This window comes from Marinobacter sp. RI1 (assembly GCF_041155085.1).
GTDB lineage: Bacteria > Pseudomonadota > Gammaproteobacteria > Pseudomonadales > Oleiphilaceae > Marinobacter > Marinobacter nauticus.
Genome location: NZ_AP031605.1, coordinates 3,237,921 through 3,251,519, shown reverse-complemented (window position 1 = coordinate 3,251,519; position 13,599 = coordinate 3,237,921). Strand labels below are relative to the sequence as shown.

Sequence of the window (13,599 nt, the reverse complement as noted above, 5' to 3'; positions counted from 1 at the left end):
TCCTTTTTTCACCAAGGTTAGTTAAAGTTTACGTAAACGTAAAGTGTTTTTGTGGTCCGAATGAATACCCGCGGATCAGACTTCGATCATTGTTAATAAGGAGTACCCGATGGAATTCCAGAATGTGCCGGCAATTGTAACAGGCGGTGCCTCCGGTCTGGGTGAGGGCGCTGCCCGTGCTCTGGCGGCGGCTGGCTGCAAGGTTGCGATTCTTGATGTGAACAAGGAGCAGGGCGAAAAGGTTGCGGCTGAGCTCGGCGGTATCTTTCTGCATTGCGATGTGACTTCGGCCGACAGTGCTGAGGCAGCTGTCTCTGCTGCGCGAGAGGCTCACGGCCCCTGCGGTGTCGCCGTGAACTGCGCGGGTATTGCGCCGGCGGCCAAGATTCTGGGCCGGGAAGGTGTGATGCCGCTGGAAAGCTTTAGCAAGGTGGTCCAGGTTAATCTGATCGGCACCTTCAATATCCTGCGGCTGGCGGCTGCCGATATGGCGCAACGGGAACCGAGCGGTGACGGCGAGCGCGGTGTCATCATCAATACCGCTTCGGTTGCTGCCTACGAAGGCCAGATTGGCCAGGCGGCTTACAGCGCATCCAAAGGCGGCGTGGTGTCCCTGACCCTGCAGGCGGCCCGCGAGCTGGCCCGTGAAGGGATTCGGGTGAATACCATTGCTCCTGGCCTTTTTATGACGCCAATGCTGGCGGGTATGCCCCAGGAAGTGCAGGACAGCCTTGCAGCCACGTTGCCGTTCCCGAAACGCCTCGGTAAGCCGGAAGAGTTCGGGATGATGGTGGACCAGATGGTGCGCAACCCGATTCTGAATGGCGAAGTCATCCGGCTTGATTGTGCCCTGCGGATGGCGCCAAAGTGACATTGGAATAACCTGCCAAAAGCAGGTTTCTGTAATGGTGTTCGCCAAAAGCGAACCGGTAACCACAGGTGAGTGATATGACTAACCCTGTCGATCAGGAAGAACTGGCTCTTTTTCGGGAGTCTGTGATCAAGGCTCTGGAAACCGAAGTGGCCCCGCATTACGAGGCCTGGGAGAAAAGCGGCATTGTGCCACGGGAGCTTTGGAACACTCTGGGCGATGCAGGCATGCTGTGCGTCGATGTGCCGGAAAACTGCGGCGGCTGCGGCGCACCCTTCCAGTACTCGGTCGTGGTGGGTGAGGAGCTTGCCCGGCTGGGATTTGGTGCGCTTTCCACCAACGTGATGGTGCATTCCGACATTGTCGCGCCCTATCTCAGCCATATCGGCAATGAACAGCAGAAACAGCAGTGGCTGCCGAAGATGGTATCAGGTGAGGCGGTGGGCGCCATTGCCATGACCGAACCGGGCGCCGGCAGCGACTTGCAGGCCATGCGCACCAGCGCTGTAAAAGACGGCGACGACTACATCCTCAATGGCTCCAAGACCTTCATCACCAACGGCCAACACGCCGATATGGTGATCGTCGCCGCCAAAACCGATCCCAAAGCCGGAGCCAAGGGGATCAGCCTGTTCCTGGTCGATACGTCGTTGCCAGGATTCAGCAAAGGCCGGAACCTGGACAAGATTGGCCAGCACTCTGGCGATACCTCCGAGCTGTTTTTCTCCGACATGAGCATACCTGCCTCGGCGTTGCTGGGCGAGGAAGGGCAGGGTTTCGTTTACCTGATGCGCGAACTGCCCCGTGAGCGACTGGTGATCGGAGCGCTGGGTGTGGCAGCGGCCCGGGGCTCGCTGGACATGACCATCCAGTATGCCCAGGAGCGTGAGCTGTTTGGCCAAAAGCTCAGCCAGTTGCAGAACACACGCTTCGAAATTGCCCGCATGGAAACGGATTACCGCATCAACAAAGCGTTTGTGGATCAGTGCATTCGGGAATACGAAGAGGGCAAATTGGATGCCCCCACGGCGTCCATGGCCAAGTACAGCGCTACCGAGATGCAGTGTCGTGTTGCTGATGGCTGTTTGCAGCTGTTTGGCGGCTACGGCTACACCACGGAGTACCCGATTTCCAGGAACTTTATTGATGCCCGGGTGCAGCGGATTTATGGCGGCACCTCGGAAGTAATGAAGGAAATCATTGCCCGGTCGGTACTCGGAAGATAGTACCTCCTGAATCCAGCGCTAATTCTTTTTGAAGGCGACTGAAATGTATGGGGTTCGAGCAGGGGGATACCTTTCCGGGACCGTCAAAAGCCATGGATGGCTTTTGTCGAGCGTACAGGGATGTATTCACAGCGTGTCTCGGAAAGGTATCCCCCTGATCGAACCTGACTCCCAACATGGAGACCAGATTCAATGAACAACAATGACATCGTTATAGCAGGCTCCGCCCGAACCCCCATGGGCGGAATGATGGGCTCCCTGAGTACGGTACGTTCACCGGACCTGGGTGCCGTCGCCATTAAGGCAGCCATTGAACGCTCCGGCCTTCAGCCGGCAGACATCCAGGAAGTGATCATGGGCTGCGTGCTGCCCGGTGGCTTGGGCCAGGCGCCGGCGCGTCAGGCCTCGAGGGCCTCTGGCATCCCGGACAGCTCCGGCTGCACCACCATCAACAAAATGTGCGGCTCCGGCATGCAGGCCGTCATCATGGCCCACGACCAGATCAAAGCTGGCACCAACAACATCATGATCGCCGGCGGCATGGAAAACATGAGCCAGGCACCGTACCTGTTGCCGAAAGCCCGCGCCGGCATGCGCATGGGCCATGGCCAGGTACTCGACAGCATGTTCCTGGACGGCCTGGAAGATGCCTACGAGGGTGGCCTGATGGGCGTATTCGCCCAGCGTACGGCAGACAAATTCGACATCACCCGCCAGGCCATGGACGAATTCGCCATCGGCTCCCTGCAAAAATCCCTGGCGGCCATCGAAAACGGCTGGTTCCGAGACGAAATCGTACCGGTAACCGTCCCGGGCCGAGGCGGCGACACCGAAGTGGATACCGATGAACAACCGGGCAACGCCAAACCGGAAAAAATTCCACACCTCAAACCCGCGTTCGCCAAGGACGGTTCTGTCACCGCCGCCAACTCCAGCTCCATCAGTGATGGTGCTTCCGCGCTGGTACTGGCCTCCGCCGCCGAAGCCGATGCCCGGGGCCTGACCCCGCAGGCCCGGGTCGTGGCCCACGCTACCAACGCACGCCTGCCGTCCGAATTCACCATCGCACCGATCGGCTCCATCGAGAAGGTGCTCAAGAAAGCGGGGTGGACGCTGGACGATGTCGATCTGTTCGAGATCAACGAAGCCTTTGCCGTGGTCACCCTGGCGGCGATCAATGAGCTTAAGCTTCCTGCGGAGAAGGTCAACGTGCACGGCGGTGCCTGTGCACTGGGGCATCCGATTGGTTCCTCCGGCTCCCGGATCATCGTCACCCTGATCAATGCGTTGAAACAGCGTGGGCTTAAGCGTGGTGTAGCCTCGCTCTGCATCGGTGGTGGTGAAGCCACGGCTGTGGCTATTGAGCTGATCTGATCGGCTTATATTCCCTGTAGCCTGTCAGCTCTGGGGCGGGCTTGCGGGGTGGCCGGGTTAAAGATCCCGTTCCTGGAATTGTCGCGGTTCGATTTTCAGCTTTTTCAGGCGTGAGGACAGGGTGGTCGGTTTGACACCCAGCAGCGCAGCGGCGCCATCGTCGCCGAACACCCGGCCGCCACTGATTTTCAGGGCTCGTCTCAGGTTGTTTGTCTCAAGCTCCCTGAGTTCGTGCTCTGTCATCAGTTCACCGTCGAAATGCCTGGCTGGCGGCATGGGTTCCAGCGTGTGTCTGGCGGCAGAATCCGGACCCTGCAGGTCCAGATCCAGCCGGCCATCGGCTGTGATCACCTGACGTTCAATAACGTTTTCCAGCTCCCGAACATTGCCTGGCCACGGGTAAGCTTTGAGCGTTTCCACGTCCCGCTCCCGGAGTGCCAGCGGTGGCCGGTTGAATTTCTGGCACGCCCGGTTCAGAAACTCCTGGGCGAGAATGGGAATGTCCTCGATACGTCGGCGCAACGGCACCGACTCAATAGGGAACACATTCAGGCGAAAGTACAGATCCTCCCGGAAGTTCTTGTCCCGGACCTCGGTTTTCAGGTCGCGGTTGGTGGCGGCAATGACACGAACGTCCACGGCTCGGGTGTGGTTTTCCCCCACGCGTTCGAACTGTTGATCCTGCAAGACCCGCAGCAGCTTGCCCTGGAGCTCCAGTGGGATCTCGCCCACTTCATCCAGAAAAAGGGTACCCCCATCGGCGAGCTCGAAGCGGCCAACCCGGTCGCTGACGGCTCCGGTAAAGGCACCCTTTACATGGCCAAAGAATTCACTCTCAAAAAGATCCTTGGGAATCGCTGCGCAGTTTACCCGGATCAGGGGGCGATCCCGTCGGCTGCTTGACTGATGAATGGCCCGGGCAATGAGTTCCTTGCCGGTACCGGATTCCCCGGTGATCAACACGTTGGCATCGGTTGGGGCGACCATTCCGATTCTGCGAACGATGGCTTTGATAGCATCGCTCTGGCCTAAAATTTCGTGAAAGTGGTATTCCGCACTGAGTTCTTCCTGAAGGTAGGCGTTTTCCATTTCCAGGCGGTGTTTCAGGGTTTCCACTTCCTCCAGTGCTTTTTGCAATTCCTTCTGAGTCTCAAGCCGGGCAGAGATATCGCGAAACACCACCACGGCACCAACCGGGTGGCCATTGTCTATAATGGGCGTGCTGGTGTATTCCACCGGAAAGCCGGTGCCATCCTTGCGCCAGAACCAGTCCTCGCCAACCCGTTTTACACTGGCGTCCCGAAACGCGGCATAGATAGGGCATTCTTTCAGGGGGAAGATGCTACCGTCTTCGTGGGAGTGGTGCACCACCCGGTGAATCACCCTTCCCATCAGCTCGTCAATGCGCCAGCCCAGCATGCGTTCCGCTGCCGGGTTGGCAAAGGTCGTCCGTCCCTCGGCATCCACCCCGTAAATGCCTTCGCCCACCGCGTGCAGGATCAACTGGTTTTCCCGCTCCATGTCCTTGAACAGTTCTTCTACCCGCCGCCATTCCAGCAGGCCACCCCGGTGGTAGTGGTTGGCGTCGTGTCGTTCCCGCAGGGTGCGCAGTTGGCGCCGGTCCCGAAGCAGTAGCAGGAGACTCTGGGATTCGGCTTCACCCACTCGTGAGGAAGAAATCTCCAGCTCCACGTTGCGCCCATCCCGATGCTGCAGGATGAAATCCCGGCTCCAGCCATGACTGCGAAACAGGGTTTCCTCGGTAAAGGCGATGAGCTGAGGCCGCTGGTCGGTGAACAGGTGGGTACAGGGAGTGCCAATCAGTGACTGCCTGTCGGTTCCGACCAGTCGCCCCATGGCACTGTTGGCAGCGATGATGAGATCGCGCCCGGCATCCACCAGCAGCGCCGCCTCCGGCAGGTGGTCAATCCAGCTGGTGGTACTGGTGGATGTTATCGCGGCTTTGATTGTCATCGGGTTGTCCTTTCTCTGGCCTGACAGAGACAGAACAAACCTTGTGCCAACTCTGAAATTTCGTAGTGGAGGCTACGAAATATCGTTAATTACGAAAGTTCGTAATTGGCAGGAAGCGCCGAACAAAAATAAAAGCTATATAAAACAAGGTGTTAAATATTTTTTTGGGGTTGGCACAAACCCTGCGATATCTCCTCCAGAACGTGTTGTCGGCCCGGGAGCAGATTCTCTCCGGGAGCCGAGCCACCACTTTACTGCACCGCAAGAGTGCATAAACGACCCGTACTTCAGGAGAGTGCCCCATGACGACAAAGAGCCTTGGTAATCCGTTTGATGGAGACAAATCGCTGATCCACGCCAAAACCTGTGGCTGCCCGGACTGCAAGCCCGGCCAGGACACCCCGGCAATTTCGCTGGACCTAAAATCTTCCGTCAGCAGGCAGGACGCATCGGAGGCGCCACTGAATTCAGAAGAGATGATGGACCGAGCCATCGAGAGCGCCGTTGTCCGCTCTGTATTCGGCCACAACGACCACAGCCGCCGCAGCTTCATGAAAATGATGGGTGCGGGCACCGCCGCTGCGCTGCTGGGCAGCGTGTTCCCCATGGACAAGGCCAAGGCCGCGGTTAAGGAATCCCTCGGCAAGCTTGAGAAGACCAAACTGAACGTTGGCTTTGTACCCATTACCTGCGCCACGCCGATCATCATGGCTCACCCCATGGGCTTCTATGAGCGCTACGGCCTGGACGTGACCGTGACCAAGACCGCGGGCTGGGCGGTGGCCCGTGACAAGTCCCTGGCCGGTGAATACGACGCGTCCCATATGCTCACCCCAATGCCCCTGGCCATGACCATGGGTGCCGGCTCCACACCGGAACCGTTCATCATGCCGGCGGTGGAGAACATCAACGGCCAGGCCATCGTGCTGCACGTGGACCACAAGGACAAGCGAGATCCCAAGCAGTGGAAGGGCTTCAAGTTCGGGGTGCCGTTCGAATATTCCATGCATAACTTCCTGCTGCGTTACTACCTGGCCGAGAACGGTATCGACCCGGACAAGGACGTGCAGATCCGAGTGGTTCCGCCACCCGAGATGGTGGCCAATCTTCGTGCCGGTAACCTCGATGGCTACCTGTCACCGGACCCGTTCAACCAGCGTGCCGTGTGGGAGAAGGTGGGCTTCATTCACATGCTTACCAAGGATATCTGGGAAGGCCACCCCTGCTGCGCCTTCGCCTGCAGCCAGCAGTTTGCGACTCAGAATCCGAATACCTATGGCGCTCTTTTGCGGGCCATCATTGATGCCACCCAGTACTCCAACAATCCGGAAAATCGAAAGGAAATCTCCGAAGCCATCGCGCCCAAGAACTACCTGAACCAGCCGGTCCCGGTCATCCAGCAGGTGCTGACCGGGTACTACGCGGACGGCCTGGGCGAGGTGAAGAATGTGCCGGATCGAATCGATTTCGATCCGTTCCCCTGGCATTCCATGGGCGTGTGGATCCTCACCCAGATGAAGCGCTGGGGCTACATCGAGGGCGACGTGGATTACAAGGGCATCGCCGAGCAGGTCTACCTGGCCGGAGAAACCGGCAAGCTCATGGAGGAGATGGGCTACAGCGCGCCGGACAAGACCTACAAGACCCACACCATCATGGGCAAGACTTTTGATCCGGACAGCGCGGAAGAGTATGCCCGCAGCTTTGCGATCGGGAGGGTGTAACCATGGCTTCCCTGAACATACGGGCAGCGTTGCTGTCGGTGTCGTTCCTGATTGTGGCCCTGGGGCTGTGGGAAATGGCAACCCAGCCGCCGGAAGCCCAGACCGGAATGAGCGAATACGAAATGCTCATGGGTGGCGCCGACCAGGAATCCCGCGTACCGCCCCCATCAGCGGTGATCAAGCTGGCCTGGGCCGAGCTGTCGAATCCGTTCTACGACGCCGGCGCCAACGACAAGGGTATCGGCATCCAGCTGGCCTATTCGGTGTACCGGGTACTTACCGGCTACCTGGCGGCCATGGCCATCGCCTTGCCCCTGGGGTTCCTGATCGGTATGTCTCCGCTGATGTACAAGGCCCTGAACCCCTACATCCAGGTTTTGCGGCCGATTTCGCCGCTGGCCTGGATGCCCCTGGCCCTGTTCATCATCCAGGACTCGGACGCCTCGGCCATCTTCGTGATCTTCATCTGCTCGATCTGGCCGATGCTGCTTAACACCGCCTTTGGTGTGGCCAATGTCCGGCAGGATTGGGTGAACGTGGCCAGAACCCACGAACTGGGGCCGATCAAAACCGCGTTAACCGTGATTCTGCCGGCGGCCGCGCCCACCATCCTGACCGGCATGCGCATCTCCATCGGTATTGCCTGGCTGGTCATCGTGGCGGCGGAAATGCTCGTGGGCGGCACCGGCATTGGCTACTACGTGTGGAACGAGTGGAACAACCTGGATCTGGCCAGTGTGATCTTCTCCATCCTGATGATCGGGGTGGTGGGCATGCTGCTGGACCTGGCCCTGGGCAAGGCCCAGAAACTGGTGGAGTACAAAGAATGAGCGGCCCGGCACCGGCCGCCGATGCCGGCCTCAACCCTCCGAACGGAGACCTGTTATGAGTAAACCATTCCTGGAAGTAGATGGCCTGTCCAAAGTCTATCCGGATGGCCAGGGCGGTGAGCTGACCGTCTTCGAGGATATCCGCTTTGCCCTGGAAAAAGGCGAGTTCGTCTGCATCATCGGCCACTCCGGCTGCGGCAAATCCACCATCCTGAACGTGCTGGCTGGCCTGGACGAAGCCAGCGCCGGCAACGTGGTGATGAACGGCAAGGAAGTAAAGGGCCCGGGCCTGGAGCGCGGCGTGGTGTTTCAGAACTACAGCCTGCTGCCCTGGAAAACCGCCCTGAACAACATCGTATTTGCGGTGAAAGCCCGTTGGCCCGGCTGGTCCAAGGAAAAGGTGAGGGAGCACAGCGAGCGCTACCTGAAAATGGTGGGCCTGGAGCACGCCATGAACCGCAAGCCCTCGCAGCTCTCAGGTGGCATGCGCCAACGGGTGAGCATCGCCCGGGCCTTCGCCACCCAGCCGGAACTCCTGCTGCTGGATGAACCCTTCGGCGCGCTGGATGCCCTTACGCGAGGAGTGATTCAGGATGAACTGGTGAAGATCTGGGAAGAAACCCGCCAGACCGTGTTCATGATCACCCACGATGTTGATGAAGCCATTCTCCTGTCCGACCGCATCTTTCTGATGTCCAACGGCCCCAATGCTCGCATCGCCGAGAGTGTGAAAGTGGACATCCCGCATCCGCGGGCGCGGGCCACCATTTTCCAGAACCCGGCTTACCACAAGACCCGGGACTACCTGGTTGACTTCCTGGTCAACCGAAGCGGCTCGGCCCTGCCGGAACAAGACGGCAGCCCGAAAGTTGTCGAGCCTGCCAAAGGTATCGCTCAGCCGGAACCGGCGGCGGCCGAATCTGAAACCGAATCCGAAACTGCCGCTCGTGCGGTGAATGCCTGACGTTAAAAGTGAAGAGAGGAACCAACCATGATGAACAAAGAACTGATGACCGCAAAAATCCTTGAAGCCAAAGTTGCCAAGGGCATGACCTGGGAAGCGATTGCCGAGGCAGTGGGGCTGTCGCCGGTGTTCACCACCTCTGCGGCTCTCGGGATGAACAGCCTCACCGAGGACAAGGCTTTCGCCCTCTGTGAAACCCTCGGCCTCGACAAGCCGGTAGCCGAAGCCCTGCAGGTCTGCCCCAAAAAAGCGTGGGATGGCGCTGTTCCCCAAGACCCGCTGATCTATCGCCTGTATGAAGTGGTAGGCGTGTATGGCGATACCATGAAAGCGCTGATTCACGAGAAGTTCGGGGATGGCATCATGAGTGCCATTGACTTCACCATGGACATTGAGAAGGAAGAGAATCCGAAGGGCGACCGGGTGGTGGTTACCATGAACGGGAAGTTTCTGCCTTATAAGGCCTGGTAATCGCTGAGCTTTGAGTTTGTCCTTCTCGTAGCCTTCTGGCTGCGGGGCGGGCTTGCGGGGTGGCCGGTGGATTTTTCTTGGAAAAAGAACTCGCTTCGCTCAGACACCTTTTTCCGGCGAAAAATCCACCAACCACCCCGCGCCGACGGGCATTACGGTTATACAGGTGATGCCCGTCGGTGGGGGGTATATCTGTTCTGCACGTCGGTAGGGGGGTATGGGGTGTTTTTCTGACAGGAAAAAGGTGTCTGAGCGAAGCGAGTTCTTTTTCCCGAAGAAAAATACCCCATACCCGCCGTACCTGCCCCACAACTACAAGGCTGCGAGCCCAAGCCCAACTAGGGCAGGTCGGTAACGGCGCCCGTAGATGCAGAGCTCACCACACGGGCATACTTGGCCAGCACTCCCCGGGTAAATCTGGGTTCCGGCGGCGTCCAGGCTTTGCGCCGTTTTTCCATTTCCGCGTCAGAGATTTCCAGCACAATCGAGTTGCTCACGGCATCAATGGTAATGGTGTCGCCGTCTTCCACCAGCGCAATTGGCCCGCCCACGGCGGCCTCAGGTGTGATGTGGCCAACCACAAAACCATGGCTGCCACCGGAGAAGCGGCCGTCTGTAATCAGAGCTACATCACTGCCAAGACCTTTGCCCATAATCGCCGAGGTGGGGCTGAGCATTTCCCGCATGCCGGGCCCGCCTTTGGGGCCTTCGTATCGAATCACCAGCACGTCGCCGGCCACCACGGTGCCATCCAGGATGCGCGCCTGGGCCTCCTCTTCCGAGTGAAAGACACGGGCGCGGCCGGAGAAATGGGTGCCTTCCTTGCCAGTGATTTTCGCCACCGAGCCTTCCGGAGCCAGGTTGCCATAGAGAATGCGTAGATGACTGTCGGCTTTGATCGGGTTGTCGAAGGCGTGGATGATCTGCTGGCCTTCGGGGTAGGGCTCCACGGTCTCGAGGTTCTCTGCCAGGGTCTTGCCGGTCACCGTGAGGCAGTCCCCATGCAGCAGTCCCCGGTCGAGCAGCATCTTCATTAGCGGTTGAATGCCACCAATGGCCACCAGCTCGGACATCATGTAGTGGCCGGAGGGGCGAAGGTCTGCCAGGACCGGTACCTGTTTGCCGATGCGTACGAAATCGTCCAGTGACAGCTCCACTCCCACGGTACTGGCCATACCCAGAAGGTGAAGCACGGCGTTGGTGGAACCACCCAGCGCGATCACCACGGTGATGGCGTTCTCGAACGCTTCCCGGGTCATGATGTCGGAGGGCTTGATATCGGCTTCCAGCAGTTTCAGTACCGCGGCGCCCGCGGCTTCGCAATCCGCCAGTTTGCTGTCGGAAACGGCGTTCTGGGCCGAGCTGCCTGGCAGGCTCATACCCATGGCCTCAATGGCGGAGGCCATGGTGTTGGCGGTGTACATGCCGCCACAGGAGCCTGGCCCGGGAATCGCGGTTTCCTCGATCTGTTTGACTTCGATCAGCTCCATGTTACCGCGGGCATGGGCGCCCACCGCCTCAAACACGGAGATGATGTCGGTATGGTTTTCGCCGGGCATGATGGTGCCGCCGTAAACGAAGACCGAGGGCCGGTTCAGCCGGGCAAGGCCCATCATGCAGCCGGGCATGTTCTTGTCGCAGCCACCGATGGCGACCAGTCCGTCGAAGCCCTCACAACCGGCCACGGTCTCAATGGAATCGGCAATCACCTCGCGCGACACCAGAGAATATTTCATGCCCTCGGTGCCGTTGGCGATGCCATCAGAGATGGTGATGGTGTTGAAGATAAGGCTCTTGCCCCCGGCTCCGTCGGCACCCTTGGCGGCCTCCCGGGCCAGGCCGTCAATGTGCATGTTGCAGGGCGTGAGGTTGCTCCAGGTGGAGGCAATGCCAATCTGAGGTTTTTGAAAATCCTCGTCGGTAAAACCTACCGCCCGGAGCATGGCCCGGCTGGCGGATTTATTGATACCGTCTACCACCGGTGCCGAGTGTCGGCGTCGTTTATCGGTTGTCATGCGTTATCCCTCTCCGTCGTTTCAAGCCGATCGCGACCGTGCCATGGTATCGGAGACCAGTTCAACTCCGGCAACGGTATGCAGTTTCTCCAGCTGAGATTGAAGCATAGCAACTGGCCGGGAACCCTCCAGCGTGAGGGCAATGTCGAGGGTATCGCCAGTTGATTCCATGGCCATCCTGGAAATACGGAAGCCGCGCACCCGTACCACCCGGCACAGCCGCTCCAGAGCTGCCGCTTCCTGGTTCATGCGGCAATTCAGGGTATATCGTTGACTGGCGCTTTCATGATTCGGCTTCATGCTACCTGCTCCTTGCGGCTGTTCGTTTTACGGGGTTCGTCAATCATTTCCTTGTTGCTGGCGCCGGCTTTGACGATGGGCCAGACGTTCTCTTCGCGGCTGATGGCAACGTGCAGCAGCATCGGGCCGTTGTACGCCAGAATGGTCTCGATGCCGCGGCGGATCTGGTCGGTCCGCTCAATGTGCAGGGCCGGGATATCGAACGCCCGGGCCATGGCGACAAAGTCCGGATTGTCGTCCAGATCGATCTGGCTCTCGCGGTTGTTGTAGAACAGTTCCTGTTGCTGACGAACCATGCCCAGGCACTGGTTGTCCAGAATGATCAGCTTCAACGGCAGGTTGTAGCGCCGTATGGTGGCCAGTTCCTGTGCGTTCATCATGAACGAGCCATCACCGGTCACGTTGATGACGGTGCGTGTTCGGTCCGAGAACTGGGCGCCGATGGCCGCCGGAAGCCCGAAGCCCATGGTGCCCAGACCTCCGCTGGTCAGGTGGTGGCGTGGATGGGCGAACTGGTAGTACTGGGCAACCCACATCTGATGCTGGCCAACATCGCAGGCGATGACAGTGTCGTCGCCGGTGATGCCGGAAAGCTGACGGATGAATGCGGGGCCGGTAATGGGGGCCAACGGTTCCTCGTTATCGGCGGCGCGGAAGCCTCCGGTGGTATGCCAGGTGCGGCATTGTTTCTGCCAGGCGTCGATAGCCAGTGGCTCAGCCGCAATGGCATCGGTCATTGCCGCCAGAATGGCGTTCAGATCGCCGCGCAGAGACAGGTCTGCTGGCCGCAGTTTGTTGATCTCGGCGGCATCGGCGTCAATATGGATCATCCGGGCATTAGGCGCGAATCCGTCCAGGTTGCCGGTGGCACGGTCATCCAGCCGGGCGCCGATGACGACCAGGAGGTCGCACTCGTCAACCGCCTTGTTGGCCGCCCGGGAACCGTGCATGCCGAGCATGCCCAGATCATTCGGGTTGTTTCGGCCGGCGTTGCCTATGCCTTTGAGGGTAACTACGCCCGGCAGCCCCGAGACTTCGGCAAAGGTACGAAAACGGTCTTCGGCTCCGGCCAGAGACACACCGCCACCACTGTAGAGCAGGGGCCGCCTGGCTGATTTCAGCATGGCCAGGGCCGGGCCGATCTCCGGGCAATCCGCTGGCGGTGCCTCGGTGCAGGCCGGGGCTGGAGCCTCAATCTCGGACAACAGAATGTCTTTGGGAATATCAATCCATACCGGCCCGGGGCGGCCAGCCTGGGCCAGGTCGATGGCTTCCTCCAGAATGCCCGGCAGGTCTTCGGGGTCATCCACCAGGTAGCTGTGTTTGACGATGCCCAGGGTCATGCCAAGGATGTCGGTTTCCTGAAAGGCGTCGGTGCCAATCAATCCGGAGGGGACCTGCCCGGTGATCACCAGCAGGGGAATGGAATCCATGTAGGCGTTGGCAACGCCAGTGATCAGGTTGGTGGCGCCGGGGCCGGAGGTGGCAATACAAACCCCCAGTTGGCCACTGGCCCGGGCGTAACCGTCTGCCGCCAGGGCGCAGGCCTGCTCGTGGCGGCACAGCACATGCTCCATTCCCACGTCATCCACCAGCGCGTCATACAGGGGCATGATGCAGCCACCCGGATACCCGAAAACCGTGCTGATGTTATGGCGGTGGAACGCTGCAAGAATGTGCTGTGAGCCGTTCATGGTCGTTTTTCCCTTTTTCTTTGCCGCAAAAAAGAAACCCCCGGGACCTTGCGGTGCCGGGGGTTTCTGGTGTCGTTGTCAGGTTGTCGCTATCTCACCCGCTTGTCCACGCAAAAGCCCCCGGACGGTACCACGACCACCAGGACTAGCTTCACA

At 59.4% G+C, this 13,599-nt stretch carries 11 protein-coding genes; 7 read left to right on the top strand and 4 right to left on the bottom strand.

What is annotated here, in order from left to right:
• Positions 1–109 precede the first annotated feature (109 nt).
• From ACAM27_RS14665 to ACAM27_RS14655, 3 genes are all read left to right on the top strand, one after another.
• Positions 110–871 (top strand): SDR family NAD(P)-dependent oxidoreductase, encoded by a 762-nt coding sequence (locus ACAM27_RS14665; RefSeq protein WP_369612194.1) that lies wholly within the window; start codon positions 110–112, stop codon positions 869–871.
• Positions 872–948: 77 nt separating this feature from the next.
• The gene (locus ACAM27_RS14660) at positions 949–2,097 is read left to right on the top strand and encodes an acyl-CoA dehydrogenase family protein (RefSeq protein WP_369612193.1); all 1,149 of its coding nucleotides are present in this window, start codon (positions 949–951) and stop codon (positions 2,095–2,097) included.
• A 192-nt stretch (positions 2,098–2,289) separates the two neighbouring features.
• Complete coding sequence (locus ACAM27_RS14655) at positions 2,290–3,471, top strand: acetyl-CoA C-acyltransferase (RefSeq protein ID WP_014420933.1); 1,182 nt, start codon at positions 2,290–2,292, stop codon at positions 3,469–3,471.
• A gap of 57 nt (positions 3,472–3,528) precedes the next feature.
• Here ACAM27_RS14655 and ACAM27_RS14650 read toward each other — a convergent pair whose 3' ends face one another.
• Positions 3,529–5,445, bottom strand: coding sequence for a sigma 54-interacting transcriptional regulator (locus tag ACAM27_RS14650; protein ID WP_014420934.1), 1,917 nt, complete (start codon positions 5,443–5,445; stop codon positions 3,529–3,531).
• A gap of 302 nt (positions 5,446–5,747) precedes the next feature.
• Between ACAM27_RS14650 and ACAM27_RS14645 the strand changes: the two genes are divergently transcribed.
• From ACAM27_RS14645 to cynS, 4 genes are read left to right on the top strand one after another with little or no spacing between them, the layout of a single operon-like run.
• Positions 5,748–7,169 (top strand): ABC transporter substrate-binding protein, encoded by a 1,422-nt coding sequence (locus ACAM27_RS14645; RefSeq protein WP_369612192.1) that lies wholly within the window; start codon positions 5,748–5,750, stop codon positions 7,167–7,169.
• 2 nt (positions 7,170–7,171) lie between these two features.
• Positions 7,172–7,999, top strand: a complete 828-nt coding sequence (ntrB, locus tag ACAM27_RS14640) for a nitrate ABC transporter permease (RefSeq protein WP_014420936.1) — start codon at positions 7,172–7,174, stop codon at positions 7,997–7,999.
• 55 nt (positions 8,000–8,054) lie between these two features.
• On the top strand, positions 8,055–8,963 hold the full coding sequence (locus ACAM27_RS14635) for an ABC transporter ATP-binding protein (protein WP_226611004.1): 909 nt from the start codon (positions 8,055–8,057) through the stop codon (positions 8,961–8,963).
• Positions 8,964–8,990: 27 nt separating this feature from the next.
• Positions 8,991–9,434 carry a cyanase gene (cynS, locus tag ACAM27_RS14630; protein WP_014420938.1) on the top strand — a complete coding sequence of 148 codons (444 nt, stop codon included), beginning with the start codon at positions 8,991–8,993 and terminating at the stop codon, positions 9,432–9,434.
• Between the two features lie 338 nt (positions 9,435–9,772).
• Here the strand turns inward: cynS and ilvD are convergent, their stop codons facing one another.
• Genes ilvD through ilvG form a run of 3 tightly spaced genes read right to left on the bottom strand, consistent with a single transcriptional unit; the run spans position 9,773 to position 13,443 of the window.
• Positions 9,773–11,449, bottom strand: a complete 1,677-nt coding sequence (ilvD, locus tag ACAM27_RS14625; protein ID WP_369612191.1) for a dihydroxy-acid dehydratase — start codon at positions 11,447–11,449, stop codon at positions 9,773–9,775.
• 21 nt (positions 11,450–11,470) lie between these two features.
• Entirely contained in the window at positions 11,471–11,749 is a 279-nt protein-coding gene (locus ACAM27_RS14620; protein ID WP_011785586.1) for an ACT domain-containing protein, read from the bottom strand.
• Positions 11,746–13,443, bottom strand: a complete 1,698-nt coding sequence (gene ilvG / locus ACAM27_RS14615) for an acetolactate synthase 2 catalytic subunit (RefSeq protein ID WP_014420940.1) — start codon at positions 13,441–13,443, stop codon at positions 11,746–11,748. The genes ACAM27_RS14620 and ilvG overlap by 4 nt, the downstream gene beginning before the upstream one ends.
• Positions 13,444–13,599: the final 156 nt, after the last annotated feature.

Coding starts and splice junctions, on each gene's coding strand:
- ACAM27_RS14645 (WP_369612192.1), top strand. CDS start 5,748: ATGACGACAAAGAGCCTTGGTAATCCGTTTGATGGAGACAAATCGCTG.
- ACAM27_RS14660 (WP_369612193.1), top strand. CDS start 949: ATGACTAACCCTGTCGATCAGGAAGAACTGGCTCTTTTTCGGGAGTCT.
- ilvG (WP_014420940.1), bottom strand. CDS start 13,443: ATGAACGGCTCACAGCACATTCTTGCAGCGTTCCACCGCCATAACATC.
- cynS (WP_014420938.1), top strand. CDS start 8,991: ATGATGAACAAAGAACTGATGACCGCAAAAATCCTTGAAGCCAAAGTT.
- ACAM27_RS14655 (WP_014420933.1), top strand. CDS start 2,290: ATGAACAACAATGACATCGTTATAGCAGGCTCCGCCCGAACCCCCATG.
- ACAM27_RS14620 (WP_011785586.1), bottom strand. CDS start 11,749: ATGAAGCCGAATCATGAAAGCGCCAGTCAACGATATACCCTGAATTGC.
- ACAM27_RS14635 (WP_226611004.1), top strand. CDS start 8,055: ATGAGTAAACCATTCCTGGAAGTAGATGGCCTGTCCAAAGTCTATCCG.
- ACAM27_RS14665 (WP_369612194.1), top strand. CDS start 110: ATGGAATTCCAGAATGTGCCGGCAATTGTAACAGGCGGTGCCTCCGGT.
- ilvD (WP_369612191.1), bottom strand. CDS start 11,449: ATGACAACCGATAAACGACGCCGACACTCGGCACCGGTGGTAGACGGT.
- ACAM27_RS14650 (WP_014420934.1), bottom strand. CDS start 5,445: ATGACAATCAAAGCCGCGATAACATCCACCAGTACCACCAGCTGGATT.
- ntrB (WP_014420936.1), top strand. CDS start 7,172: ATGGCTTCCCTGAACATACGGGCAGCGTTGCTGTCGGTGTCGTTCCTG.